The organism is Actinospineispora acaciae DSM 45401 (assembly GCF_000620785.1).
GTDB classification, from domain to species: Bacteria; Actinomycetota; Actinomycetes; order Mycobacteriales; family Pseudonocardiaceae; genus Pseudonocardia; species Pseudonocardia acaciae.
Genome location: NZ_JIAI01000003.1, coordinates 266,975 through 291,390 on the forward strand (window position 1 = coordinate 266,975; position 24,416 = coordinate 291,390).

General features: G+C 72.5%; 21 protein-coding genes. 7 read left to right on the top strand and 14 right to left on the bottom strand.

The features are described 5' to 3' along the window. Positions 1–467: 467 nt before the first annotated feature. The 4 genes from N912_RS0118110 to N912_RS0118125 all read right to left on the bottom strand — a co-directional run bounded on the left by N912_RS0118110 (position 468) and on the right by N912_RS0118125 (position 4,624). A complete protein-coding gene (locus tag N912_RS0118110) occupies positions 468–1,238 on the bottom strand; it encodes an enoyl-CoA hydratase/isomerase family protein (protein ID WP_028923524.1) in 771 nt (256 codons plus the stop codon). Further along, entirely contained in the window at positions 1,235–2,440 is a 1,206-nt protein-coding gene (locus N912_RS0118115) for a CaiB/BaiF CoA transferase family protein (protein WP_028923525.1), read from the bottom strand. Before N912_RS0118115 ends, N912_RS0118110 begins: the two co-directional genes overlap by 4 nt. Before the next feature lie 3 nt (positions 2,441–2,443). Beyond that, positions 2,444–3,781 carry an SLC13 family permease gene (locus tag N912_RS0118120; protein ID WP_028923526.1) on the bottom strand — a complete coding sequence of 446 codons (1,338 nt, stop codon included), beginning with the start codon at positions 3,779–3,781 and terminating at the stop codon, positions 2,444–2,446. Positions 3,782–3,883: 102 nt separating this feature from the next. Further along, the gene (locus N912_RS0118125; RefSeq protein ID WP_028923527.1) at positions 3,884–4,624 is read right to left on the bottom strand and encodes an IclR family transcriptional regulator; all 741 of its coding nucleotides are present in this window, start codon (positions 4,622–4,624) and stop codon (positions 3,884–3,886) included. Positions 4,625–4,717: 93 nt separating this feature from the next. On the opposite strand from N912_RS0118125, the gene N912_RS0118130 reads away from it, so the two are divergent. Both N912_RS0118130 and N912_RS0118135 read left to right on the top strand, forming a co-directional pair. Continuing rightward, complete coding sequence (locus N912_RS0118130; protein WP_028923528.1) at positions 4,718–5,890, top strand: pyridoxal-phosphate-dependent aminotransferase family protein; 1,173 nt, start codon at positions 4,718–4,720, stop codon at positions 5,888–5,890. Next, positions 5,887–8,769: an FAD-binding and (Fe-S)-binding domain-containing protein gene (locus N912_RS0118135; protein WP_028923529.1), complete on the top strand. Its 2,883-nt coding sequence runs from the start codon at positions 5,887–5,889 to the stop codon at positions 8,767–8,769. The genes N912_RS0118130 and N912_RS0118135 overlap by 4 nt, the downstream gene beginning before the upstream one ends. An 11-nt stretch (positions 8,770–8,780) precedes the next feature. On the opposite strand, the gene N912_RS0118140 is transcribed toward N912_RS0118135, so the two are convergent. Both N912_RS0118140 and N912_RS52785 read right to left on the bottom strand, forming a co-directional pair. Continuing rightward, entirely contained in the window at positions 8,781–9,005 is a 225-nt protein-coding gene (locus N912_RS0118140) for a hypothetical protein (protein WP_028923530.1), read from the bottom strand. A 104-nt stretch (positions 9,006–9,109) separates the two neighbouring features. Continuing rightward, positions 9,110–10,051, bottom strand: a complete 942-nt coding sequence (locus N912_RS52785) for a LysR family transcriptional regulator (RefSeq protein WP_051580381.1) — start codon at positions 10,049–10,051, stop codon at positions 9,110–9,112. Positions 10,052–10,156: 105 nt separating this feature from the next. Here N912_RS52785 and N912_RS0118150 point away from each other — a divergent pair, with 105 nt between their 5' ends. The 5 genes from N912_RS0118150 (at position 10,157) to N912_RS0118170 (ending at position 16,120) form a co-directional block, all read left to right on the top strand. Next, positions 10,157–11,257, top strand: coding sequence for a maleylacetate reductase (locus N912_RS0118150; RefSeq protein ID WP_037065300.1), 1,101 nt, complete (start codon positions 10,157–10,159; stop codon positions 11,255–11,257). Between the two features lie 2 nt (positions 11,258–11,259). Continuing rightward, the gene (locus N912_RS0118155; protein WP_028923532.1) at positions 11,260–12,129 is read left to right on the top strand and encodes a dioxygenase family protein; all 870 of its coding nucleotides are present in this window, start codon (positions 11,260–11,262) and stop codon (positions 12,127–12,129) included. Next, positions 12,126–13,898: an FAD-dependent oxidoreductase gene (locus N912_RS0118160; RefSeq protein ID WP_028923533.1), complete on the top strand. Its 1,773-nt coding sequence runs from the start codon at positions 12,126–12,128 to the stop codon at positions 13,896–13,898. The genes N912_RS0118155 and N912_RS0118160 overlap by 4 nt, the downstream gene beginning before the upstream one ends. Before the next feature lie 63 nt (positions 13,899–13,961). Beyond that, the gene (locus N912_RS52790) at positions 13,962–15,596 is read left to right on the top strand and encodes an FAD-dependent oxidoreductase (protein ID WP_051580382.1); all 1,635 of its coding nucleotides are present in this window, start codon (positions 13,962–13,964) and stop codon (positions 15,594–15,596) included. A gap of 59 nt (positions 15,597–15,655) precedes the next feature. Beyond that, positions 15,656–16,120 carry a nuclear transport factor 2 family protein gene (locus N912_RS0118170; RefSeq protein WP_028923534.1) on the top strand — a complete coding sequence of 155 codons (465 nt, stop codon included), beginning with the start codon at positions 15,656–15,658 and terminating at the stop codon, positions 16,118–16,120. Positions 16,121–16,129: 9 nt separating this feature from the next. Here the strand turns inward: N912_RS0118170 and N912_RS0118175 are convergent, their stop codons facing one another. From N912_RS0118175 to N912_RS0118210, 8 genes are all read right to left on the bottom strand, one after another. Further along, entirely contained in the window at positions 16,130–16,312 is a 183-nt protein-coding gene (locus N912_RS0118175; protein ID WP_028923535.1) for a YegP family protein, read from the bottom strand. A 210-nt stretch (positions 16,313–16,522) separates the two neighbouring features. After that, the gene (locus N912_RS0118180; protein ID WP_028923536.1) at positions 16,523–18,106 is read right to left on the bottom strand and encodes an FMN-binding glutamate synthase family protein; all 1,584 of its coding nucleotides are present in this window, start codon (positions 18,104–18,106) and stop codon (positions 16,523–16,525) included. A 96-nt stretch (positions 18,107–18,202) separates the two neighbouring features. Continuing rightward, the gene (locus N912_RS65180; RefSeq protein WP_156993731.1) at positions 18,203–18,694 is read right to left on the bottom strand and encodes a lectin; all 492 of its coding nucleotides are present in this window, start codon (positions 18,692–18,694) and stop codon (positions 18,203–18,205) included. 312 nt (positions 18,695–19,006) lie between these two features. Further along, positions 19,007–19,783: a hypothetical protein gene (locus N912_RS52800; protein WP_051580384.1), complete on the bottom strand. Its 777-nt coding sequence runs from the start codon at positions 19,781–19,783 to the stop codon at positions 19,007–19,009. 196 nt (positions 19,784–19,979) lie between these two features. Beyond that, on the bottom strand, positions 19,980–21,254 hold the full coding sequence (locus tag N912_RS0118195) for a cytochrome P450 family protein (protein ID WP_156993739.1): 1,275 nt from the start codon (positions 21,252–21,254) through the stop codon (positions 19,980–19,982). Between the two features lie 30 nt (positions 21,255–21,284). Further along, complete coding sequence (locus N912_RS52805; protein ID WP_051580385.1) at positions 21,285–23,102, bottom strand: ABC transporter ATP-binding protein; 1,818 nt, start codon at positions 23,100–23,102, stop codon at positions 21,285–21,287. Continuing rightward, entirely contained in the window at positions 23,099–23,539 is a 441-nt protein-coding gene (locus tag N912_RS0118205; RefSeq protein WP_028923538.1) for a MarR family winged helix-turn-helix transcriptional regulator, read from the bottom strand. The genes N912_RS52805 and N912_RS0118205 overlap by 4 nt, the downstream gene beginning before the upstream one ends. A 28-nt stretch (positions 23,540–23,567) precedes the next feature. Next, the gene (locus N912_RS0118210) at positions 23,568–24,416 is read right to left on the bottom strand and encodes an SDR family oxidoreductase (RefSeq protein ID WP_037065304.1); all 849 of its coding nucleotides are present in this window, start codon (positions 24,414–24,416) and stop codon (positions 23,568–23,570) included.

Sequence of the window (24,416 nt, forward strand, 5' to 3'; positions counted from 1 at the left end):
TTCGCACGTGCGCGCGCACCGTGCCCAAGACCGGCCACCGCCCCCGGCCCGGCCACCGCTCCCGGTCCTGCCACCGCTCCAAGACCGGCCACCGCTCCAAGACCGACCGACGGTCGGTCTGTCCATATTTTGAGACGGCTGGATCACGGCGGCCCCGGCGCGCGGGCATCCGAAACGAGCGGACAGGCCGAGCGCGCACTACCCGACGGCGTGACCGTGCGTGACGGTTCGGAGTGGACGCGGCCCGCATTGATCCGCGTTCGGTTCGTCGAAATCGACACGAACGGTGCCGTACCACCGCTATAACAAACGCTGACGTCGATTACGGCGCACGACACCCCAGGCATGGCCGGCTCGCACGACCACGCTGCGTGAGCGACCGCCGCAAGCAAGAACGGCTCGACAGGGCGGCCAGCGCCGCGCCCGCGCCCCCGCCGCGCCCTAGACCGACCGTCGGTCTAGGACGGTCAGGTGCCCGTCCACTCCGGCCGCTGGCCGGTGCCGAACAGGCGGACGCCCTCGGCGAAGTCGACGCTGCCGTAGACGCGCTCGGTCAGGTCGTCGCCGGGCGGCAGGTTGGCGCGGCGCAGCCGGACCAGCGCGCGCTTGGTCGCCCACATGGTCAGCGGCGCGTGCCCGGCCAGGGTCTCGAGCGTGCTGGCAAGCACGGACTCCAGGTCGTCGGCGGACACCAGCTCGGCGACGAACCCGGCGGCGTGCGCGTCCTCGGCGGACAGCATCCGGGCGCGCAACAACATGTCCAGCGTCCGCCCCGGCCCCAGGTGCGAGACCAGCAGCGCATAGGTGTGCATGGCCAGGCAGTTGCCGAGGGTACGCGCGGTGGGGATCCCGAACCGCGACGACGAGGTCGCCAGCCGCAGGTCGCAGGACGCCGCCAGCGCGAGCCCACCACCCACGCAGTAGCCCGAGATCGCGGCCACCGTCGGCACCGTCACGTCCTCCAGCCGCCGCAGCACCCGCGTGATGCGTTCCTCGTACGCCACGCCGGCGGCCCCGTCGAAGCCCGCGAACTGCCCGATGTCCGTACCCGACACGAACGCCTTGCCGCCCGCGCCGCGCAGCACCATGGCCCGCACGCCGTCCTCGGAGTCCGCCCGCTCACATGCCTCGTACAACCCCTCGTACATCGCGAACGTCATGGCGTTGTGCGCGGCCGGCCGGTTGAACGTCACCAACAGCGCGGCCCCGTCGCGCTCCACCACCAGCTCGTCGCTCACCGCGAACCCCCCGCCGCGCCGGACTCGATCATGTCTTCGACCTGCGCCGAGGAGTAGCCCAGCTCCCCCAGCACCGCGCGGGTGTCGGCGCCCAGCACCGGCCCGGCGGCGTCACGCCGCACCGGGGTGCCGGACAGCCGCATCGGCGAGCCGAGCTGGCGCACTGTGCCCAGCTCGGGGTGCGGGGCGTCCCAGTAGTAGTCGCGTCGGGTCAGATGGTCGTCGGTGAACACCTGGCCATAGTCGTTGATCGGCGCGCAGGGCACACCTTGGGACCCCACCGCGTCGAGCACCTCGGCCACCGTCCGGGTCGCGGTGACCGCCTCGATCGCGGAAAGCAGCTCGTCGCGGTGCCGGAACCGGCTGGTCGCGTCGGCGTAGCGCGGGTCGGCGTGCGCGTCCGCCAAATCCAGCCCGGCGCACAGGCCGTCCCAGGTCTTGCGGGTCACCGCGCCGATGGTGACCCAGCCGTCCCGACAACGCACCGCCTGGTACGGCGCCTGCGTCTGGTGCGCGGACCCGAGCGGGCGCCCCACCCGCCCGGCGCCGAAGTACCCGGCCGCCTCCCAGACCGCCAGCGACACCCCCGCCTCGAACAACGACACGTCGACCCGCTGCCCAGCGCCGGACCCGGACCCTGAAGGACGCAACGCGGCGGTCACCGCCAGCGCGGTGTAGAGCCCGCACACCAGGTCGCAGATCGGCACCCCGACCTTCGCCGGGTCGCCGTCCGGGGTGCCGGTGATGCTCATCAGCCCGGACCGGGCCTGCGCCATGATGTCCAGCCCGGGCAGCCCGGCCAGCGGCCCGTCCTGCCCGAACCCGGACGCCGAGGCGTACACCAGCCCGGGGTTCACCTCCGCCAGCTCATCGGGCCCCAGCCCGAGCCGGCGCAGCGCGCCCGGGCGCAGGTTCTCCACCAGCGCGTCCGCGCCCTCGGCCAGCCGCAGGAACGCCTCCCGGCCGGCGTCCGAGCGCAGGTCCAGCGCGACCGACTCCTTGTTGCGGTTCAGCCGGACGAACGCCGCCCCGTGCGGATGGCCACCCTCGCGGGGGCCGCTGCCCCGGGTCGGGTCGCCTTCGTCCGGGTGCTCGATCTTGATCACCCGGGCACCCAGGTCGGCGAGCTGCATGGTGGCGAACGGCCCCGCCATGAACACCCCGACCTCGATCACCGTCACACCGTCCAAGGGTCCAGTCATGGCCTACAGCCAACCCGGTACCACCAGCAACAGCCAAGTGATCGGCGGCCCGACCGCCACCATGGAGAACCCCCACCGCATCAGCCGGCGGTACACGTAGTCCCTGCTCTCCTCCGGCGTGCTCGCCGTGACCAGCGCGCCCGAGGTGGAGAACGGGCTGGAGTCGACCACCGAGGCGGAGATGGCCAGCGCGGTGATCAGCCCGACCGGCCCGACGTGCCCGGCCAGCAGGAACGGCACCGCCAGCGGGATCAGCGCGCCCAGGATCCCGGTGGTGGACGCGAACGCCGACACCGCCCCGCCGATGTAGCAGATCACCAGTGCGGCCAGCAGCGGGACGCCGATCAGCGCCACCTGGTTGCCCAGGAACTTGATCGTGCCCAGCTCCTGCATCAGGTTGACGTAGGTCACGATGCCGCAGATCAGCAGCACCGTCGGCCACGCCACCTGGGCCACCGCGCCCTTGTAGGTGTGCGGCGCGAGCAGCGAGAGCAGCACCACCGCGGTCACCGCGAGCAACCCGACGTCGAGCTGGAACGCCAGCGCGCCGACCGCCAGCGCCACCAGCACCACCAGGGTGAGCGCCCGGTTCAGGTCCAGCGTGGTGACCGGCGCGTGCTCGCCATCCGTGAAACCGGCCCCTGTCGCGCCCGTGGCCTGGGACCGCGCCGCGCCCGGCCCGCCCCCGGCGGCCACCCCGACGGGCTCCTGCTCGACCACCCGCCCGAGCAGTTCGCGCCCGCCGAACAGGAAGAACACCACCACGTTGAGCAGCACGTTGAAGACCAGACTGCCCAGGAACAGGGCCAACGGGCTGCCGGGCAGATTGGCCTTCGCCACCACCCCGTTCGTGATCACACCGAAGATGCTCAGCGGCGAGAACCCGCCGGCGCTGGCCCCGTTGATGATCGACAGCCCCATCAGAACCGGGTTGATCCGGTGCCGCACCGCGAACCCGAGGCCGACCGGCGCGATGATCGCCACCGCCGCCGGGACCACCGCGCCGAACGCGCTGAGCAGGCCGGTGACCGCGAACATGATCCAGGGTATGAGCGCGATCCGGCCCCGGACCCCGCGCACCGCCACCTGGACCAGCCAGTCGACGGTGCCGTTCGCCCTGGCGATGGCGAACAGGAACGTGACCCCGACCAGGATCACGAACAGGCTGCCCGGGAAGCCCTCGAATATCTTGTCGGCGACGTCGTCGGGCTTGCCGCCGACCGCCACCGAGCCGATGACGAACGCGGCGACCAGCGCTATCGCGCCGAGGTTGATGGGGTACACGGTGGCCAGCACGAACGCTGCCACGAGTACCAGGATCGCAATGACATGAATGGACACGGCATTCCTCCCGGCGGACGTTGACGGGCGGGAAATGTTCCGTCTCACGGCATGGAGTGCTGTAAAACGGCGCGGGGATGTTAGGGGTGCGCTACCCCACAGTCAATAACCGAGCTTCGCGCTCAGCTCCCTCGCCGCGTCCCTGACCGCCGCGCCGAGATGCTCCTCGGACTCCGAGGACATCCGGCTGACCGGAAGGTTGACGCTCATGCTGGCGATCGGGTGCCGCTGCGCGCCGAGGACCGCCGACGCCACGCAGCCGACGTCCGAGCGCCACTCGCCCCGGTTCACCGCGAACCCCCGCTCCCGGATGTGGGCCAGTTCCGCGCGCAGCCCGGAGGCGTCGTCGATGGTCGTCTCGGTGAAGCGGGGCAGCTCGCGCACCAGCATCCGGTTGACCAGCTCGGGCCGGCCGTGCGCGAGGATCGCCTTGCCGTTGGCCGAGGCGTGCAACGGGAACGCGTGCCCGAGCGCCATGATGATCCGCACCGGCTTGGACGTCTCCAGCCGCTCGATCAGCACCACCCGGTCCTCCTCCGGCACCGCGAGGTGGATCGTCTCGTCGGTGCTCCGGCGCAGCTCCTCCATGATCGGAAGGGCCGCCTTGCGCAGGTCCAGCTCCAGGCTGACCTGCCCGCCGACGGTGAGCGCCTTGCTGGTCATCACCCACCGGGTCAGCTCGTCGGCCGACGGGCGGATCCAGCCCGCCGTGTTCAGCGTGACCAGCGCGCGCTGCACCGAGCTCTTGGGGATCCCCAGCTCGCGCGCCAGCTCGCCCACGCCCACCGGCTGGCGCGCGGCGACCTCCTCCAACACCCGCAGCGTGTTGAGCACGTTTCGCATCCCTTGACTCCCTCGGACCGCACACCTACCATCCCCGGGCCGTCTCGCCGCACAGCGTGCCATTAAACGGCACAGAACGGAACCCGATGCCGCGTGACCACTCACAGTGGACGTCACTTCCTGCAGATCCCCGGCCCGACCAACGTCCCGGACCGGGTGCTGCGGGCCATGTCCGCGCCGACCATCGACCACCGGGGCCCGGAGTTCGCCGCGCTGGTCCGTGAGCTGCTGCCGGCGCTGGGCCCGGTGTTCGGCACCGAACGGCCGGTGGTGATCTACCCGTCGTCCGGCACCGGGGCCTGGGAGGCGGCGCTGGTCAACACGCTGAGCCCCGGCGACCGGGTGCTCGCCAGCGAGACCGGGCACTTCGCCACGCTGTGGGCGAAGCTGGCCACCGGGCTGGGGCTGGACGTGGAGCTCATCCCCGGTGACTGGCGCCACGGCGCCGACCCGGACGCGATCGCCGACCGGCTGGCCGCCGACGAGGAGCACGCGATCAAGGCGGTCTGCGTGGTGCACAACGAGACGTCCACCGGCGTGACCAGCCGGGTGCCGGCGGTGCGGGCCGCGATGGACGCCGAGGCGCACCCGGCGCTGCTGCTGGTGGACACCATCTCCTCGCTGGCCTCCATCGACTACCGGCACGACGAGTGGGGCGTGGACGTCACGGTGGCCGGCTCGCAGAAGGGGCTGATGCTGCCGCCGGGGCTGGGCTTCAACGCGGTGAGCGCGAAGGCGCTGGCCGCCCACGCAGACGCTCGGCTGCCCCGGAGCTACTGGGACTGGACGCCGATCCTGGACGCGAACGCGAGCGGCGCCTTCCCGTACACACCGGCCACGAACCTGCTGTTCGGGCTGCGCGAGGCGCTGGCCATGCTGAACGAGGAGGGCCTGCCGGCGGTGTTCGCCCGCCACCAGCGCCACGGCGCGGCCACCCGGGCGGCGGTGCGCGCCTGGGGCCTGGAGGTGCTCTGCGCGGACGAGCGGGAACACTCCGGATCGCTGACCGCCGTGCTCCTGCCGAACGGCCACGACGCCGACGAGGTGCGCCGGGTCATCCTGGAGCGGTTCGACATGTCGCTGGGCTCCGGGCTGGGCAGGCTGGCCGGCACGGTGTTCCGGATCGGCCACCTCGGGCACTTCAACGACCTCACCCTGGCCGGCACGCTGTCCGGGGTGCAGATGGGGCTGCAACTGGCCGGGGTGCCGACCAAGCCGGGCGGTGTGGAGGCCGCGCTGGAGCTGCTGCGGGAGGCGGGGGAATGACCGAGCTGGCGAACGCCCTGCGCCACGAGCTGGACGGCGAGGTCGCGTTCGACGACTACACCCGCCACCTCTACTCCCGCGACGCCAGCATGTACTCGATCACCCCGCGCGGGGTAGTCACGCCCCGGCACGCCGACGACGTGGTCGCCGCGGTCACGCTGGCCGCCGAGCACGGCGTGCCGGTGCTGTCCCGGGGCGCCGGCACCAGCCTGGCCGGCCAGACCGTCGGCGACGCCCTGGTGCTGGACTTCTCCCGGCACATGAGGACGATCCTCTCGCTGGACCCGGACGCGAGGACGGCCCGGGTGCAGCCCGGCGTGGTGCAGGACCAGCTCAACCGGGCGGCCGGCGCGCACGGGCTGATGTTCGGCCCGGACACCTCCACGTCCAACCGGGCCACCCTCGGCGGCATGATCGGCAACAACTCGGCGGGCAGCGGGTCGGTCCGCTACGGGATGACGATCGACCACGTGCGGGCGCTGGACGTGGTGCTCTCGGACGCCTCCCGTGCGGCGTTCGACCCGGCGTCGGAGAGCGCGCTCGGGGGTCGGATCCACCGCGAGCTGCCGGCGCTGGTGGAGAAGTACCGCGACGCGATCGACACCGGCTTCCCCGAGTTCTGGCGCCGCGCCGGCGGCTACCGGCTGGACCGTCTCGCGGGCGGCGAGCTGGACCTGGCCCGGTTCGTGGTCGGCTCGGAGGGCACCCTGGTGGTGGTCACCGAGGCGACCGTCGGGCTGGTGCCCAAGCCGAGCCGGACGGTGATCGCGGTCGGGCACTTCCGCTCCACCCAGGCCGCCATCGCCGCCACCGAGGACGCGCTGGCCTGCGACCCGTCGGCGGTGGAGCTGATGGACCGCACCATCCTGGACCTGTCCCGGGAGAAGATCGAGTACGCCGCGCTCGGCTCGATCCTGCACGACGACCCGGACGCGCTGCTGTTCGTCTCCTTCACCGGGGACGACACCGACGAGCTGCGCGGGAAGCTGGACCGGCTGGGCGCGCTGTGGGACCGGCACGGGCACGGCTACCACACGCTGCTCGCCCAGACCCCCGAACAGCAGTCCGCGCTGCTCAAGGTCCGCAAGGCCGGGCTCGGGCTGCTGATGGCCGCCAGCACCGGGTCCAACCGCCCGCTCGCGTTCGTCGAGGACACCGCCGTGCCGCCGGAGCGGCTGGCCGACTACACCGCCCGGTTCGCCGCCGTGCTGGAGCGCCACGGCATGCGCGCCGGGTTCTACGGGCACTGCTCGGTGGGCTGCCTGCACATCCGGCCGTTCGTGGACCTGTCCCGCCCCGACGAGGTGGTACGGATGCGCGCGGTCGCCGAGGAGATCCGCGACCTGGTCGTCGAGTTCGGCGGCGCCAACTCCTCCGAGCACGGCGACGGCCTGGCCCGCAGCGAGTTCAACCGCCACCTGTTCGGCGACCGGCTCTACGAGGCGATGCGCGAGGTCAAGCGGATCTTCGACCCGGACAACCTGCTGAACCCCGGCAAGATCGTCGACGCACCGTCGATGACGGACAACCTGCGCGACGCCGCCCTCCCCCCGGCCCCGCCGCTGCGCACCGCGCTGGACTTCACGGTCATCTCCGGCGGCGCTGGACCCGACGGCATGCGCGGAGCCGCCGACAGGTGCATGAACATCGGCCTGTGCCGCAAGACCGACGCCGGCGTGATGTGCCCGTCCTACCAGGCCACCCGCCGCGAACAGGACTCCACCCGAGGCCGGGCCAACGCCCTGGTCAAGGCCCTCACCTCCACCAACCCCGCCGCCGCCCTGGCCGACTCACAACTGCACGACGTGCTCGACCTGTGCCTGATGTGCAAGGCCTGCGCCAGCGAGTGCCCGCTCTCGGTGGACATGGCCACCCTCAAGTCCGAAACCCTCCACCAAACGCACCAGACCCACGGCACGCCACTGCGTTCCCGCGTCTTCGCCGCCATCCGCACCCTCAACCGCCTCGGCGCCGCCACCGCCCCCCTCTCCAACCTCCCCGCTCGTCTCGCCGTCGCCCGCCGCCTGCTGGGAATCGCCCCCGCCCGCCCCCTCCCGAAGTTCGCCCGCCAAACCCTCCCCCGCTGGTATCACCGCAGGTCACAACCCGTGAGTGGTAAGCGGGGCTATAGCACCGCTTACCACTCACGGCCTTTGACCTGCACTTTTGTTGCGGACTCGTTCACGTCGTACACCGAGCCGGCGGTGGGGATCGCGGCGGTGGAGCTGTTGGAGCGGGCGGGCTGGCGCGTCGAGCTGGTGGACGGCGGGTGCTGCGGGCGGGCGGCGTACTCCAAGGGGCTGTTGGACAAGGCGAAGCGGCAGGCGTCCGGGCTGGTCGACGCGCTGGACGGGCCGAGCGACGGACCGATCGTGGGGGTCGAGCCGTCGTGCCTGCTCACGCTGCGCGCCGAGCACCGGGCGCTGCTGGGCGCGGACGACCAGAGGGTTTCGCGGGTGGCCGGGCGGGCGCGGCTGGTGGAGGAGCTGCTGGTCGAGGCCGTCGAGGACGGGTCGCTGAGGCTGGGCGCGGACACCTGGCCGGCCGGGCGGCGGATCCTGTTCCACGGGCACTGCCACCAGAAGGCGGAGGTGGGCACGGCGGCCACCGTGGAGCTGCTGCGGCGGATCCCGGGTGCGGAGGTCGTCGAGCTGGACGCCGGGTGCTGCGGGATGGCCGGCTCGTTCGGCTTCGAGGCCGAGCACTACGACGTGTCGATGACGATCGGCGAGGACCGGCTGTTCCCGGCCGTGCGCGCCGAGCCGGCGGACACCGTCGTGGCCGCCACCGGGGTGTCCTGCCGCCAGCAGATCGCGCACGGCACCACCCGCCGCGCCTGGCACCCCGTCGAGCTGGTCCGGGCGGCGCTCACGGAGTGACACGGCGAGCGTCAGGCGGCGAGCAGGGCGCGGCCGGTCGGGGTGAGCCGGACCGCGCCCGGGCCGCCGCCGGTGGCGATCAGGCCGGCCCTGGCCAGCCGGGCGCCGACGAACTGGTCGGAGATCCCGATGCCGTCCACCGCCAGCAGCCCGCCCAGCTTCGCGGACAGCTCGCACCGCCCGGCCGCCACCGCCCGCAGCACCGCCCGGTCCCGTGAGCTGATCGTCCCTGTCATGATGTCCGCCCCCTCCGGTCGGGCTCGGCAACCTTCTATCTGGTCGTCGAACGGATAGACCGGAAACAGACACCTCGCGAACCGGGTCGGCCGATCCGTATCGGTCAAGCCCGGCGCGACCGGGCGTGCTCCGGGCTGAGCACGTCCGGTTCCGGGGTGGCCAGCGCCAGCCGCAGGAACTGCTGCGCCTGCGGGGACGGCCGGTCCGCGCGCCGGCGCAGCACGGCGGTCTCCACCACCGGCACGTGCCGCGACAGTGGGCGCGCCACCACGTCCGCACCCACCAACCGGCGCACCGACGCGGGCAGCACCGACACCCCCAGCCCGGCCCCGACCAGCGCGACCACCGTGTGCACCAGCCCCACCTCGCGCAGCGTCGGCTCGAACCCGGACAACCGGCAGGCACCCTGCAGGTGCGGCCGCAGCCCGCCCCAGGTCGCCGGCGCCGGGGTCAGGAAGGTCTGGTCGGCCAGCGCGGCCAGGTCCACCAGCTCGCCCACGCCGGCGGCCAGCGCCCGGGGCAGCACCGCCACCAGCGGTTCCCGGTGCAGCACGGCGACGTCCAGGTCCTGGCCGTGCACCGGCCCCGCGCCGGGCGGCGGCAGGTACACCACGCCGAGGTCGGCGCGCCGCGCGCGGACGTGCTCCACCACGGCGTCCGGGCCGTCCTCCACGAAGTCGACCGCCACGTCCGGGTGGTCGGCGTGGAAACGGCGGAGCAGGTCGGCGAGCACCGTCCACACCGTGGCGGAGACGAATGCGCAGGTCAGCCGGCCGGCCCTGCCTTCGCCGAGGCGGCGCACCGAGTCGGTGGCGGTGTCCATCCCGGCGAGCAGCCGCCGCGCGTGCTCGAGCAGGTGCGCGCCGGCCTCGGTGAGGTCCACCCCGCGCCGGTGCCTGACCAGCAACGTCACCCCGAGCTCGTGCTCCAGCCTGGCCAGCTGCGCGGACAGCGGCGGCTGGGTGAGGTGCAGCCGGGCCGCCGCGCGGGTCACCGAACGCTCCTCGGCGACCACGACGAAGTAGCGCAGCTGGCGCAGGTCCATACATCATCGTATGGCTAGCAGTCGAAACAAGTATTAGACATATGACTGATCGACAACGAACCTAGAAGGGCTCCCAACGAGCCCGACGACGCGGTCGGAGGCCCCGTGCTCCAGGACGAATCCCGAGAGTTCAGCTACGAAGCGCTGCCCGGCCGGGTGGTGTTCGGCCCCGGCATCGCGCGCCGCGAGCTGGCGGCCGAGGTGGACCGGCTCGGCGGCGCGCGGGTGCTGCTGATCGCCACCGAGCGGGGCGCGACGCTGGCCCGCGAGCTGGCCGAACCGCTGGGCGGGCGGGTGGTCGCGGAGTTCACCAACGTCCGCCAGCACGTGCCGCTGCCGATCGCCGAGGAGGCTCGCAAGCTGGCCGCCGAGGTGGGCGCGGACACGCTGCTCTGCGTCGGCGGCGGCGCCGTCACCGGGACCGCCAAGGCGGTGGCGTTCACCTCCCGGCTGCCGATCCTCGCGGTGCCCACCACGTACTCCGGCTCCGAGGTCACGTCCTCGTGGGGGATGACCACCGGGTCCCGCAAGGCCGTCCGGATCGACCCGCAGGTGCTGCCGAGGACGGTGGTCTACGACCCCGAGCTCACGCTGGACCTGCCCGCCGAGATCACCTCCACCAGCGGGTTCAACGCGCTCGCGCACTGCGTGGAGGCGTTCTGGGCGAGCGGGCGCAACCCGATCTCGTCGCTGGTCGCCGAGGAGGGCATCCGCGCGCTGGCCGCCGGGCTGCCCGCCGTTCACCGCGCGCCGCGCGACCCGGGAGGGCGAGCCGAGCTGCTCTACGGCGCCTACCTGGCCGGATCCGCGCTGGCGGTCGCCGGCTCCGGGCTGCACCACAAGATCTGCCACGCGCTCGGCGGCGCCTACGACCTGCCGCACGCACAGACCCACGCCATCGTGCTGCCTCGGGTGATGGCGTTCAACGCCCCGGCCGCCCCTGACTCGGCCCGCCGCATCGCCCGCGCGCTCGGCGTGGACGACCCGGCGAAGGGCCTGCGCGAGCTGTCCGCCGAGCTGGGCATCCCGGCCGGCCTGCGCACCCTGGGCATGACCGAGGACCAGGTGGACGAGGCCGCCGCGCTGGTGGAGCCCTCGGTGCCGGCGACCAACCCGCGCCGGGCCGACCGGGCCGCGCTGCGCGAGATCATCCACGCCGCGTGGGCCGGCGCGGCGTACACCGAACCCGCCGCAACCAAGGGGTAGCCATGACCGACGACCAAGCCGCCCGCGAGCAGGCCGTCACCGACCGGGTGCTGGCCAGCTTCGACAACGCCCCGTCCGAGCGCTACCGCGAGGTGATGCGCAGCCTCATCAGCCACCTGCACGGCTTCGCCCGCGAGGTGCGGCTGACCCAGGAGGAATGGGACGCCGCCATCGCGTTCCTGACCAGGGTCGGGCACATCACCGACGACCGGCGTCAGGAGTTCATCCTGCTCTCCGACGTGCTCGGGCTGTCCATGCTGACGGTCGGCATCAACGCCCCCGCGTCGGCCGGCGCCACCGAGTCGACGGTGTTCGGCCCGTTCTTCGTCGAGGACGCGCCGGAGATCCCGCTCGGCGGCGACATCGCCCAGGGCGCCAAGGGCGTGCCCTGCTACGTCGAGGGCACCGTCCGCTCCACCGACGGCAGCCCGCTGCCCGGCGCCCGGATCGACGCCTGGGAGTCCGACGAGGACGGCTTCTACGACGTGCAGTACGAGGGCGAGGTGACGGCCGGGCGGGGCTGGCTGCGCGCCGGGGAGAACGGCGAGTACCGGTTCTGGTCGGTGAAGCCCTCGGCGTACGGGATCCCGGACGACGGCCCGGTGGGCGAGCTGCTCGCCGCCGGCGGCCGAGGCACGATGCGCCCGGCGCACCTGCACTTCAAGGTCACCGCGCCCGGGCACCGCACGCTGATCACCCACGTGTTCGTGGCCGGCGACAAGTACCTGGCCGAGGACGTCGTGTTCGGCGTCAAGGACAGCCTGGTCGCCGAGTTCGCCGAGCACGACGGCGGCACCGCCCCGGACGGCTCGCCGCGCGACGGCCGCTGGGCACACCTGCGCTTCGACCTCACCCTGGCGCCCATGTCATGAGCACGCCCGACCTGGACACCGACGTCCTGGTCATCGGCAGCGGCCCGGCCGGGGCGGGCGCCGCGCTCGCCCTGGCCACCCTCGGCGTCGACCACCTGGTGATCACCAAGTACCGCTGGACGGCGAACACCCCCCGCGCGCACATCACCAACCAGCGCACCGTGGAGATCTTCCGCGACCTGGGCATCGAGGCGGACGTGCTGGCCCAGGGCACCGAGCACAAGCTCATGGGCGACACGGTGTTCTGCACCAGCCTGGCCGGCGAGGAGATCGGCCGGGTCCGCACCTGGGGCACCCACCCGGCGCGGGAGGCGGACTACACGCTGGCCAGCCCGTCGCCGAACTGCGACATCCCGCAGACGCTGCTGGAGCCGATCCTGATCGGGCACGCCGCCTCGCGCGGCAGCCGGATCCGGTTCGACACCGAGTACCTCGGGCTCGACCAGGACCCCGACGGCGTCACCGTCCGCGTCCGCGACCGGATCAACGGCCGCGAGTCGCGGATCCGGGCGCGCTACGTGCTCGGCGCGGACGGCGGGCGCTCGCAGGTGGCCGCCGACGTCGGCCTGCCGTTCGAGGGCCGGATGGACGTCGCCGGCAGCATGAACATCGTCTTCCACGCCGACCTGTCCGCGTACGTGGAGCACCGCCCGAGCGTGCTGTACTGGGTGCTGCAGCCCGGCGCGGACATCGGCGGGATCGGGCTCGGCCTGGTGCGGATGGTCCGGCCGTGGAACGAGTGGCTGATCGTCTGGGGTTACGACATCAACCAGCCGCCGCCGGACGTGGACGACGAGATGGCCACCAAGATCGTCCACGAGCTGGTCGGCGACAAGAGCATCCCGGTGACCATCCGCTCCACGTCTCTCTGGGGCAACAACAAGTGCTACGCCACCCGGTACCGCGCCGGGCGGGTGTTCTGCCTCGGCGACGCCGTGCACCGGCACCCGCCGTCGAACGGGCTGGGCTCCAACACCTCCGTCCAGGACGCCTACAACCTGGCCTGGAAGCTGGCCTACGTGCTGCGCGGCGTGGCCGGCGAGGCCCTGCTGGACTCCTACGACGCCGAGCGCGCGCCGATCGGGCGGCAGATCGTGCTGCGGGCGAACAAGAGCATCGAGGAGTTCGGGCCGATCTTCGCCGCGCTCGGCCTGACCGACACCGGCGACCCGGAGCTGATGCGCGCCCGCATCGCCGCCCGCGCGGACGACACCCCGGAGGCGGCCCGGCGGCGGGCGGAGCTGCGCGCGGCGCTGGAGCTCAAGGACTACGAGTTCAACGCGCACGGCGTGGAGCTGGGCCAGCGGTACGCCGCGTCGGCCGGCGGCGCGGTGGCCGCCGACGGCACGCCCGAGCCCGCCTACACCCGCGACCCCGAGCTGTACTACCACCCCACCACCTGGCCCGGCGCGCGCCTGCCGCACGTCTGGCTGGCCGACCGCGCCGGCCACAAGGTGAGCACCCACGACCTGGCCGGCAACGGGCGGTTCACCCTGCTCACCGGCATCTCCGGGCAGTCCTGGGCGGACGCGGCGGCCGAGGTTGCCGACGAGCTGGGCATCGAGATCGCCGCGCACGTGATCGGCCCCGGCCGCCCGTACATCGACGTCTACGAGGACTGGTCGCGCGCCCGCGAGGTCGCCGAGGACGGCTGCGTCCTGGTCCGCCCCGACGCCCACGTGGCCTGGCGCTCCGCCACCCTGCCCGACAACCCGCCCGCCGACCTCCGCCGCGCCCTGACCACCGTTCTCGCACGTCAGACCCCGTGAGTGGCTAGGGGCGCCATAGCACCCCTAGCCACTCACGGGTCCTGACCAGCAAAGGAGCTGAACATGGACGGAGTGGCTGCCAGAGAGAGCGCCCGGCCGGTACGGGGCGACGCGGGCTTCGACGTCGTCGCGGACGTGGTGGTGGTCGGGGGTGGGGGCGCCGGGTTGCCCGTCGCGCTGTTCAACCGGTGGCGGGGCAACGAGGTCATCGTGCTGGAGAAGGCCCCCGAGCTCGGCGGGACCGCGAAGAAGGCGGCGTTCTGGTACTGGGTGCCGAACAACCGGCCGATGCGCGCCGCCGGGCTGACCGACGAGAAGGACGACTTCCTGCGGTACGTGGCGCGGCTGTCGCGGCCGACCCGCTACGACCCGGACGGCCCCACGCTCGGGCTCACCGAATGGGAGTACGCCATGGCCGGGGCCATCCACGACAGCGCCTCCGAGGCGGCCGAGCTGCTGGCCGAGCGCGGCGCGCTGCCCTACCGGCACTGCCCCGCCGTGCCCGACTACTGGTCCGAGCTGGACGAGGACAACGCCCCCTACGGGCGGGTGCTGGTGCCGGCGGACGCGTCCGAGTCGATGGCCGACGGCGGCGAGAACGCCATCCGCACGCTGACGGCCGCCGCCCGCCGCGACGGCGTCGAGCTGCGCACCGGCCACCGCGTCCAGCGGGTGATCCTGAACGCGACGAGGGTGGCCGGCGTGGAGGCCACCACGGCCGACGGCCACACCCACCGGATCGGCGCGCGCAAGGCCGTCGTGTTCGCGACCGGCGGGTTCACCCACGACGACGACCTGCGGGCGAACTTCCTGGGCGTGCCGGCGTACCGGGGCTGCGCGGTCGCCACCAACGAGGGCGACTTCGTGCGGATCGCGGGCCCGCTCGGCGCCCAGCTGCGCAACATGAACTACGCCTGGATGTGCCCGGTGCCGCTGGAGCGCTCCGGCCGCGCCGACCTGGTCGGCATGTTCTCGGTGTCCGGCGACTCCATGCTGTTCGTGGACAAGACCGGCCGGCGGGTGGTCAACGAGAAGCTGCCCTACAACGAGCTGGCCCAGGCCTTCTTCCGCTGGGACCCGGCCGCCGCCGAGTACCCCCACCTCGTGCTCGTCCAGATCTGGGACCAGCGCGCGGCCGAACACAGCGCGAGCGACGAGTACGGCCGGCTGATCGTGCCGCCGGGCACCGACGACTCGCACGTGATCAGGGGCGAGACCCTGGACGACCTGTCCTCCGCGATCGCCGACCGCCTCGCCAAGGTCGCCGCCACCACCGGCGGCCTCCGGCTCTCACCCGGCTTCGCGGAAACCCTCAAAGCCACCGTGACCAGGTACAACGACCTGGCCGCCGCCGGGCGCGACACCGACTTCCACCGGGGCGAGACGCCCGTCCAACAGCTGTTCAACGGCCCGGTGAAAGAAGAACCCGGCCGGGAGAACCCGACGCTGTGGCCGCTCGCACCCCATGGCCCGTACTACGCCGCCCTGGTCACCGGCGGCACCCTGGACACCAAGGGCGGCCCCCGCACCGACCCCGACGGCCGCGTTCTCGACGACACCGGCGCGCCCATCCCCGGCCTGTACGGCGTGGGCAACTGCGTCGCGTCCGCGTCCGCCCAGGCCTACTGGGCCGGCGGCGCCACCCTCGGCCCGATCATCGCCTTCGCCCACCGCACAGCGCTCGCCATCACCCCGTGAGTGGTTGGCGTTGTCATGGCAACGCCAACCACTCACGGCCTCTGACCAGGGAGTTCAGCATGGCCGTGACCACCCAGCACATGACCGACGAACAGCGCAAGTCGGTGGCGCTGGAGTACCTCAAGGCGTTCGACAACGGCGGGACCACCAGCGACGGCGGCTCGATCCTTGACCTGTTCGCCTCGGACGCGCAGGTGTACTTCCCGAAGTGGGGCATCGCCGAGGGCCGCGAGCAGATCGGGCGGATGTTCGGTGACATCGGAGCGACCCTGAAGTCGATCAAGCACGACTACGCCGGCTTCAACTGGATCTTCACCGGCGGCGACACGCTGGTCGCGGAGGGCACGAGCTACGGCGAGCACCGGGACGGCCCGTGGCGCGCCGGCGTGCCGGACTGGGGCGCCGGGCGCTGGTGCGACGTGTTCGAGGTTCGGGACTTCCTGATCCAGCGGGTGTTCATCTACCTGGATCCGGACTACGCGGGCAAGGACACCGCCCGCTACCCCTGGCTCGCCACCCGCTGAGCCGAGGTTCTACGAGGCGACGTCCTCGATCGTCGCATCCGCCGCGGCGCGCTGGACGGCGTCGCAGCCCTTGTGTGCCGCGGACTTGCTTTCGTACGCCTCGCCGGTCGCCACGACCTGTCCGTTGCTGGCTTTGAGCCGGAACCTGAACTTTCCGGCCCGGTCTTCGTAGATTTCGAACTTGCCGGCCATCTGCGCTCCATGACTGTGCGTGGATCTGTCAGGTGTGGAAAGCCGGGGCCGCCGTGAGGGGGCGGGTCGGCGGCCCCGGCCCGTACCCCCGCTCGCCCGCTCCCCAGCAGACCGAGCAGGGAGGGCATCACCGATGCCATGCCCGAACACACTGGCTTCCCGAGCGCGCCGCGTTCATGCACGCCCCCGCGAAAAGCTTCGCCGGCCCCGTCAGATGTCGAACCGGTCGGGGTCGGCCCGCCGCCAGTCCGACGCCCAGTCCGCCGGTGGTTGCGCGAGCAGCTCGTCGGGGCCGAGCCAGTTGTAGAGCTCGGCGTAGGAGCACACCCGGGTCGGGCCGACGCGGCGGCGCAACATGTGCGGGCGCAGGTCGCCGGGGTGTTGGACGCCCATGGCGGCCATGATCTGCGTCGCGCTGCGCACGGTGGCGTGCTGGAACCGGCGCACCCTCGCGGACTTGTCGGTGACGTCGAGCGCCCGGGCCCTGGCGGGGTCCTGGGTGGTGACCCCGACCGGGCAGCGGTTGGTGTGGCACCGCTGCGCCTGGATGCAGCCGACCGCGAACATCATGGCGCGGGCGGCGTTGGTGTAGTCGGCGCCCTGGATCATGCGTTTGACGATGTCCGAGCCGGTGGCGACCTTGCCGCTGGCGCCGAGCCGGATCCGGTCCCGCAGCCCGGTGCCGACCAGCGCGTTGTGCACGGTGATCAAACCCTCGGTCAGGGGCATGCCGACGTGGTCGACGAACTCCAGCGGGGCCGCGCCGGTGCCGCCCTCGGCGCCGTCGACGACGATGAAGTCCGGCGTGACGTCCTCGGCGCGCATGGCCTTGCACACCGCGAGGAACTGGGCGCGGGAACCGACGCACAGCTTGAACCCGGTCGGCTTGCCGCCCGCCAGCTCGCGCAGCCGCCCGATGAAGCCGACGAGCTCGCGCGGCGTGGAGAACACCCGGTGATACGGCGGTGAGACCACCGTTCGTCCCCTCGGCACGTCGCGGACCCTGGCGATCTCGGCGTTGACCTTGCCGCCGGGCAGCACGCCGCCCAGCCCGGGCTTCGCGCCCTGGGACAGCTTCAGCGACACGCACTTCACCGCGTCGTGCGCGGCCTTGTCGGCGAACTCCGGCTCATCGAAACCACCGTCGGCGGTCCGGCATCCGAAGTAGCCGGTGCCGATCTCCCAGATGAGGTCCCCGCCGTGGCGCAGGTGGTACTCGGACAGGCCGCCCTCACCGGTGTCGTGGGCGAATCCGCCTTCGGCTGCGCCCTTGTTCAGCGCCAGGATGGCGTTGGCCGACAGCGAACCGAAGCTCATTGCCGAGACGTTGAGCAGCGCCATGTCGTAGGGGCGGGTGCAGCCCGGGCCGCCGACGCGCACCCGCGGATGCTCGCCCGGCTCGGCGACCGGCGCCATCGAGGGCACGAACGACTCGTAGCCCTCGGCGTACACGTCGAGCTCGGTGCCGAACGGCGACTCGTCCTCGGTGCCCTTCGCCCGCTCGTAGACGATGCTACGAACGTCCCGGTCGAACGGGCGGCCGTCGGTGTCGCGCTCGATGAAGTACTGCTGGATCTCCGGGCGGATGCTCTCCAGGAGGTACCGGGCGTGGCCGAGGATCGGATAGTTCCTCAGCACCGAATGCCGCCGCTGCGTGAGGTCGTAGACGCCCACGAGCGCCAGCGCGACCAACGGCACGCCCGCGACCAGCCACCACCACGACGCGATCGTCGCGGCGGCCACCGCGATCGCCGCGGCCACCGCCACGGCACCGACGACCAGCGCCCTCGTCATGTTTCGACGTTACTTCCCATCGGGCGCGAACAGCCGCACCGGCGCGGGCCCGTCGTCGGACCCGCGCCGGTGCGGACGTCAGCTAGTGGTGGCCGGTCAGCCGGCGGACCAGAGCACGGCGCCGTTGCTGCCGACGACCGCTACCTTGCCGTCGTCACGCACCTCGAGCTGTGCGCCCGGGTTGCCGGCGGTCGGGGTGGCCCAGACCGCCTTGTTGGCGGCGCTGTAGATCACCAGGTTGCCCTCCTTCTGCATGATGGCCTTCGCGCCCGGGTTGCCGGCCGTCGGGGAGGCCCACACCGAACGGTTGTCAGCCGTATAGAGGACGAGGTTGCCTTCCTTCTGCTGGATCAACTTGTACCGGCCACCGACCGACTTGACGGTGTCACCGGCCGACAGCGTGGCGCCCGACGGCACCTTGCCGGTGGCGAACACCTCGGCGGGCAGCGGAGCGGCGGCGGCCACCGGGGCGGCCACCGGAGCGGGACCGTCCGAGGGAGCGGCGGCGGGGGCGGTGGCCACGGCGGCGGTGACCAGGGCGACGGCCGTGCCGGCCAACAGGTTGACGAACACTGGAGAATTCCTCACTTCCGCGCACCTCGGCAACACCGAGGCGCTGACAACTGCAGAGCAACTTCGTGCGCGCTTCGGAGCCCGCGTCAGCTAGGTCACCGGACACCTCCCGACGGTCACTGTCTACGGCGAGTGCCACGGGGGTCACCTGCCGTAAGAGTTCAACCCTGAGAGCCGCTATCAGGTTACGGTTTCAGTGCGGAAGGATCACAACTGTCACATGAACCACACCCGGCGCATTAAGCTGCCACTGCATTCGTGTGCCCCAGACATGCGTGAGCGGCCGGCGCGTACGCCGGCCGCTCACGCAATCGACTATCCGTCAGGTCACTGCGAGCCCTGGCTGGACCACAGCGGCCGGTTGGACGTCGAGTAGACGACCACGTTGCCGTCGTTCTGGACGTTCAGGTACGCACCCGGGTTCGACGCGGTGCGGGTGTCCCACAGCGGCCTGCCGGACGAGGTGGTGACCACCAGGTTGCCGTCGCCCTGCATCGTGGCCTTCGCCCCCGGGTTGCCGGTGGTCTTGGTCGACCACACCGCCGTGCCGCCGCCGCGGTAGAGCACCAGGTTGCCGTCGCTCTGCATCTGCAGGCTGTACTCGCCGTTCTGCGACTTCACCGAGTCGTTGACGGCGAGGGTCCGGCCCGAGGCCAGCTTGCTGATCCCCATCGACCGCGACCACAGCGCCCGTCGCGCGCTCGAGTAGAGCACCAGGTTGCCGTCGTCCTGCACGGCCAGCCAGGCGCCGGGGGACGTGGTGCCGGTGTCGAACAGCGGCTTGTTGGCCGCCGAGTAGGTGACCAGGTTCCCGTCGGTCTGCATCACCGTGCGCACGCCGCTGCCCGTGGTCTGCGTGCTCCAGACGGGGGTGCGCGGCGCGCTGTAGAAGACCAGGTTCCCGTCCGACTGCTGGGTCAGGAAGTACCTGCCGTTGGGTGAGCGGACCGACTGGTTCTCGTTCAGGGTGGCACCGGATGCCAGCGTCCCGGACCCAGAGAACGGGGCGGCCGGGAGCGGCGCGGGCGCGGCGTACGCCACCGCGGGCGCGGCAAGGAGCGGGGCCAGCGCCACGGCGGCACCGACCAACAGCTTGGAGAACACCTTCAGACCTCGATTCGGTTGTCGAGCGAGCCAGTCGGTGGCACGCGGGGTCGTGGCGCAGCGGAACGAACGATCACGCCCGGCTAACGGCACACTCAATCAACCGAAGGGAGTACCTCTTGGTTACTGCTTGAGGACTAGAGCTTCACAGTTGCCTCACAGGACTCACTCATCTGGCGAAATGAGTGAGTGATTCTCAGCCGTCCAGCCGGACCGGGAGGCGGGTCAGGCCTCGGATCAGCGTGCTGTCCCGCCAGCTCAGCTCGGCCGGCTCGACGGCCAGCGACATCGCGGGGAACCTGCCGAGCAGGGTGCGGAACGCGACGTCGCCCTCCAGGCGGGCCAGCGGCGCGCCGAGGCAGTGGTGGATGCCGTGGCCGAACGCGAGGTTCGGCGCGTCCCGGTGCAGGTCCAGCTCGTCGGGGCGGTCGTACCGATCGGGGTCGCGGTTCGCCGAGGCCAGCGACACGATGACGACCTCGCCGGCCGGGATCTCGGTGCCGGCGATGGTGACGGGTTCGAGGGTGTGCCGGAAGGTGGCCAGGTTGAGCGGGCCGTCGTAGCGGAGGAACTCCTCGACGGCCGACGGGGTCAGGTCGGGGTCGGCACGCAGCTCGGCCAGCCGGTCCGGGTGGCGCAGCAGGGCGAGCATGCCGTTGCTGATCAGGTTGACTGTCGTCTCGTGCCCGGCGAGCAGCAGCAGGAACGCCATGGACACCGCCTCGCGCGTGGACAGCCGATCGGCATCCTCGGTGCCGATGCTCGTTCCGCTGGCGCTGCTCTCGGTAGCCCGGACGATCTCGGAGAGCATGTCGTCGCCGGGACGTTCGCGCTTGTCCGCCACCAGCGCGACCATGTACTCGCCCATCGCCGTCGCGGCCGCCTTGCGCTCCTCGAGCGGCGCGGCGGACAGCGTGGTGTTCGACCAGGCCCGGAAGGCGTCCCGGTCCTCGATCGCCACGCCGAGGATCTCGCAGATCACCGTCAGCGGCATCGGGAAGGCGAACGTGTCGATCAGGTCGACGGTGCGCGGGCCGGCCGCCATCGAGTCGGCCAGCTCGGTGGCGATGGCCTCGATGCGCGGGCGCAGGGCGGCGATCGCGCGCCCGGTGAACGCCCTGTTCACCAGCTTGCGCAGCCGGGTGTGGTCGGGCGGGTCGGAGTTGAGCATGTGCGAGGTGAGGTCCAGCGCGAACCGGGACCGGTGCCGCTGGCTGGCGCTCTGCACCCGCAGCAGCTCCTCCATGTGCGCGGCGTCCTTGCCCAGCCGTGGGTCGTTGAGCGCGGCCCTGACGTCCCGGTAGCGGGTCACCAGCCAGATCCGCAGGCCCTGCGGCGAGCGGGCCGCGACCACCGGCCGCTCCCGGCGCAGCAGCGGGTAGAGGGCGTGCGGGTCGGTCATGAAGTCGGGTCCCAGTTCGAGCAAACCCTCCGGCTCCCCGGCTTCCATGCGACTGTTCGTGCTGGTCATCGGGCCGATCCTCCCGGGTTGCGAGGTTTTCTACCGTAGGGGCGGGCAGGCCGGGCGGGCGAGCCGATTGCACGCCTCTCCAGGCTCTCCCGCCGCGACCAGCCGGGCGTAGTAACCGTCCAACGCGAGCAGTTGGTGGTGCGTGCCGCGTTCCACCAACCGGCCGCGGTCGAGCACCACAATCTGGTCGGCGTCGCGCACGGTGGAGAGCCGGTGCGCGATCACCACGGTGGTGCGGACGGCGGCCCGGCGGGCGATGGTGGCGCGTACGGCCGCCTCGGTGCGGGTGTCCAGCGCGCTGGTCGCCTCGTCGAGCACCACGATCGGCGGGTCCCGCAGCAGCAGCCGGGCCAGCGACAACCGCTGCCGCTCGCCGCCGGAGAACCGGTGGCCCCGGTCGCCGACCAGCGTCCGGTAGCCGTCGGGCAGCCCGGCGATCAGGTCGTGGATGCGCGCCGCGCGGCAGGCCGCCTCGAGGTCGGCGTCCGAGGCGTCCGGCCGGGCGAACCGGAGGTTCTCCGCGATCGTGGTGTGGAACAGGTAGGTGTCCTGCGCGACGAACCCGACGCCGTCCGCGATCGAGGCCGGCGCCACGGTGGCCAGGTCCTGGCCGTCCACCAGCACCCGCCCCCGGTCCGGGCGGTGCAGCCCGAGCAGCACGTGCGCCAGCGTGCTCTTGCCCGCGCCGGACGCGCCGACCACGGCGGTGACGGTGCCCGGGCGCGCGCTCAGCCACACCCCGGCCAGGGCGGGCCGCTCCGCACCGTCGTAGCTGACGGTCACGTCCTCGACGGCCAGCTCCCCGGCGGACACCCGCAGCCGGGGCGCGTGTGGGCCGGGGGCCGGCGGTGCCGGCAGGTCGAGCACCGCGAACACCCGCTCGAACAGCGCCAGCGAGCCGGAGAACCCCTGGCCGGCGTTCTGCAGCGCGGTCACCGGCCTGATCACCCTGGTCAGCGTGGTGGCGAAGGCGACGACGGTGCCCAGGCTGATCGCCGCGCCGACGGCCATCTGCACCCCGGCCACTGTGTAGACGGCGGCGGGCAGGGTGGTCAGCGCGGCGCCGCGCAGCGAGATCCGCCAGCGGCCGGCCAGCGCGGTGCGCAGCTGGGTGTCGGCCAACCGGGCGGACTCCGCGCCGAACCGCTCGCGCTGGTCACCGGCCCGCCCGAGGGTGCGGGCGAGCACCACCGCCGAGGCGGTCAGCGACTCCTCGATCAGCCCGCCCAGCGCGGAGAACCCACGCTGGCGGCGCGTGGTCAGCGCGCGGTGCTCGCGGCCGACCCGGCCGGTGATGGTCATCAACAGCACGGCGGCCACCACCGCGACGATGCCCAGCCGCCAGTCCAGCACGATCAGCGCGGTCGCGGTGGCCAGCAGCAGCATGCCGTTCTGGATCGCCGAGCTGAACAGGCCGGTGAGCACGGCGACCAGGCCGTCCACGTCGGTGACCAGGTGGGTCTGCAGCTCGGCGGTGCGGGAGTGGGTGAAGAAGGCCAGCGGCATCCGCTGCAGGCGGTCGAACATCCCGGTGCGCAGGCCGTGCACGATCCGGTGGCCCGTCGAGTGCGCCAGCCTGGTGGAGCTCACCCCGGCCACCGCGCCGACCGCCGCCGCCAGTGCGGTCGCCCCGGCCAGCGCGGCGAGCAGCGCCAGGTCGTGGTGCGGCAGCGCGTCGTCGAGCATGGCCCGCACCAGGAACGGCGCGGCGGCCACCGCGGCGGACTGGACGAGCACGCTGGCCGCGAGCCCGCCCAGCCGCCCCCGGTGCGGGTACAGCAGCCCGGCCACCCGGCGCAGCAACCGGGCGTCGGCGATCGGTCCGCTCGTGCTCCCGGCCGCGGTCACCGATCCGCCGTCGGTGTGTACTCGGCCAACCGGACCATCAGGCCGGCGGCCACGGCGAGCAGCTGGCGCTCGGCGGGCGTCAGCAGCTCGGCCATGGCCCGCCCCAGGAAGGCGTCCCTGGGCGCGGCGTCCTTGCCCAGCGCCTCCAGGCCGGTCTCGGTAATCGTCAACAATTGCTGACGTTTATCGGCTGAATTTGTGACGCGACGCACGCATTCGCCATCGACCAGCGCCTCGATCGACCGGGTCAGTGCCTGCGGCGTGGTCCGCCCGCGCCGGGCCAGCTCGCCGGACGTCTGCGGCCCGTAGTCCATGAGCTGCGCCAACAGTGAGAGCTTCGTGCTGGACAGCCCGTCGGGCGGGCGCTCCTGCCGCAGCCGCCGCGCCAGCCGCTGTACGGAACGCCGCACGACCGAGGCCGGATCCTCGACATCCATACGCAGCAGCGTAACATTTTCTTGCTTATCAGACCTCCGGGTAGCGAGTGTCCAGCGAGACCTTCTCCCACGCGTCCAGGTCGGCGAGCTGGCGGCGCAGCTTCTCCCGGATCCGGGTCACCGCCTCCGGGCCGAGCGGCAGCCGGAGCGGGGACGACTCGTCGCGGACCGCCCGGATGATCGCCTCGGCGGCCCGCCGGGGGTCGTTCGGCTGCGCCCCGTCCCCGGTGGCGAAGTGCTCCCGCAGCCGCCCGGCCGGGGTGGACCGGTAGTCGTCGATCGGCTCCGCGAACTCCATGGACCGGCCGAGGAACTCGGTGCGGAACGGCCCCGGCTCGACGATCGTGACCCGGATCCCGAGCGGCCCGACCTCCCCGGCCAGCGCCTCGGACATGCCTTCCAGGGCGAACTTCGAGGTGGCGTACAGCGCGTGCCCCGGGTTGCCGACCGCCCCGCCCACCGACGACATCTGGACGATGTGCCCGCTCCGCCGGGCGCGCATGTGCGGCAGCACCGCCCTGGTCACGGCCAGCACGCCGAACACGTTGGTGGCCATGATGCGGCGGATCTGCTCGTCGGAGAGCTCCTCCAACGCGCCGAGCAGCCCATGCCCGGCGTTGTTGACCAGCACGTCGATCGCCCCGGCCCGCTCGACGGCCTCGGCCACCGCGGCGCGCACCTGGTCATGGTCGGTGACGTCCAGCGGCAGCCGGACCACGTCGTCGGCGCCCGGGCCGACCAGGTCGTCGAGCGCCGTGACGTTCCGCGCGGTGGCGACCACCCGGTCGCCGTGGGCCAGCACCGTCTCCGCCAGGACGCGCCCGAGGCCGGTGGACGCGCCGGTGATGAGCCATGTCTGTGAAGTCATGCCTCTCAT

Bases quoted from the DNA above. Each gene is read 5' to 3' on its own strand.
- N912_RS0118205 (WP_028923538.1), bottom strand. From the start codon at position 23,539: ATGGATGTCGAGGATCCGGCCTCGGTCGTGCGGCGTTCCGTACAGCGG.
- N912_RS0118160 (WP_028923533.1), top strand. From the start codon at position 12,126: ATGAGCACGCCCGACCTGGACACCGACGTCCTGGTCATCGGCAGCGGC.
- N912_RS0118175 (WP_028923535.1), bottom strand. From the start codon at position 16,312: ATGGCCGGCAAGTTCGAAATCTACGAAGACCGGGCCGGAAAGTTCAGG.
- N912_RS52785 (WP_051580381.1), bottom strand. From the start codon at position 10,051: ATGGACCTGCGCCAGCTGCGCTACTTCGTCGTGGTCGCCGAGGAGCGT.
- N912_RS52790 (WP_051580382.1), top strand. From the start codon at position 13,962: ATGGACGGAGTGGCTGCCAGAGAGAGCGCCCGGCCGGTACGGGGCGAC.
- N912_RS0118135 (WP_028923529.1), top strand. From the start codon at position 5,887: ATGACCGAGCTGGCGAACGCCCTGCGCCACGAGCTGGACGGCGAGGTC.
- N912_RS0118170 (WP_028923534.1), top strand. From the start codon at position 15,656: ATGGCCGTGACCACCCAGCACATGACCGACGAACAGCGCAAGTCGGTG.
- N912_RS0118180 (WP_028923536.1), bottom strand. From the start codon at position 18,106: ATGACGAGGGCGCTGGTCGTCGGTGCCGTGGCGGTGGCCGCGGCGATC.
- N912_RS0118195 (WP_156993739.1), bottom strand. From the start codon at position 21,254: ATGACCAGCACGAACAGTCGCATGGAAGCCGGGGAGCCGGAGGGTTTG.
- N912_RS0118155 (WP_028923532.1), top strand. From the start codon at position 11,260: ATGACCGACGACCAAGCCGCCCGCGAGCAGGCCGTCACCGACCGGGTG.
- N912_RS0118115 (WP_028923525.1), bottom strand. From the start codon at position 2,440: ATGACTGGACCCTTGGACGGTGTGACGGTGATCGAGGTCGGGGTGTTC.
- N912_RS0118210 (WP_037065304.1), bottom strand. From the start codon at position 24,416: ATGAGAGGCATGACTTCACAGACATGGCTCATCACCGGCGCGTCCACC.
- N912_RS0118125 (WP_028923527.1), bottom strand. From the start codon at position 4,624: ATGCGAAACGTGCTCAACACGCTGCGGGTGTTGGAGGAGGTCGCCGCG.
- N912_RS0118140 (WP_028923530.1), bottom strand. From the start codon at position 9,005: ATGACAGGGACGATCAGCTCACGGGACCGGGCGGTGCTGCGGGCGGTG.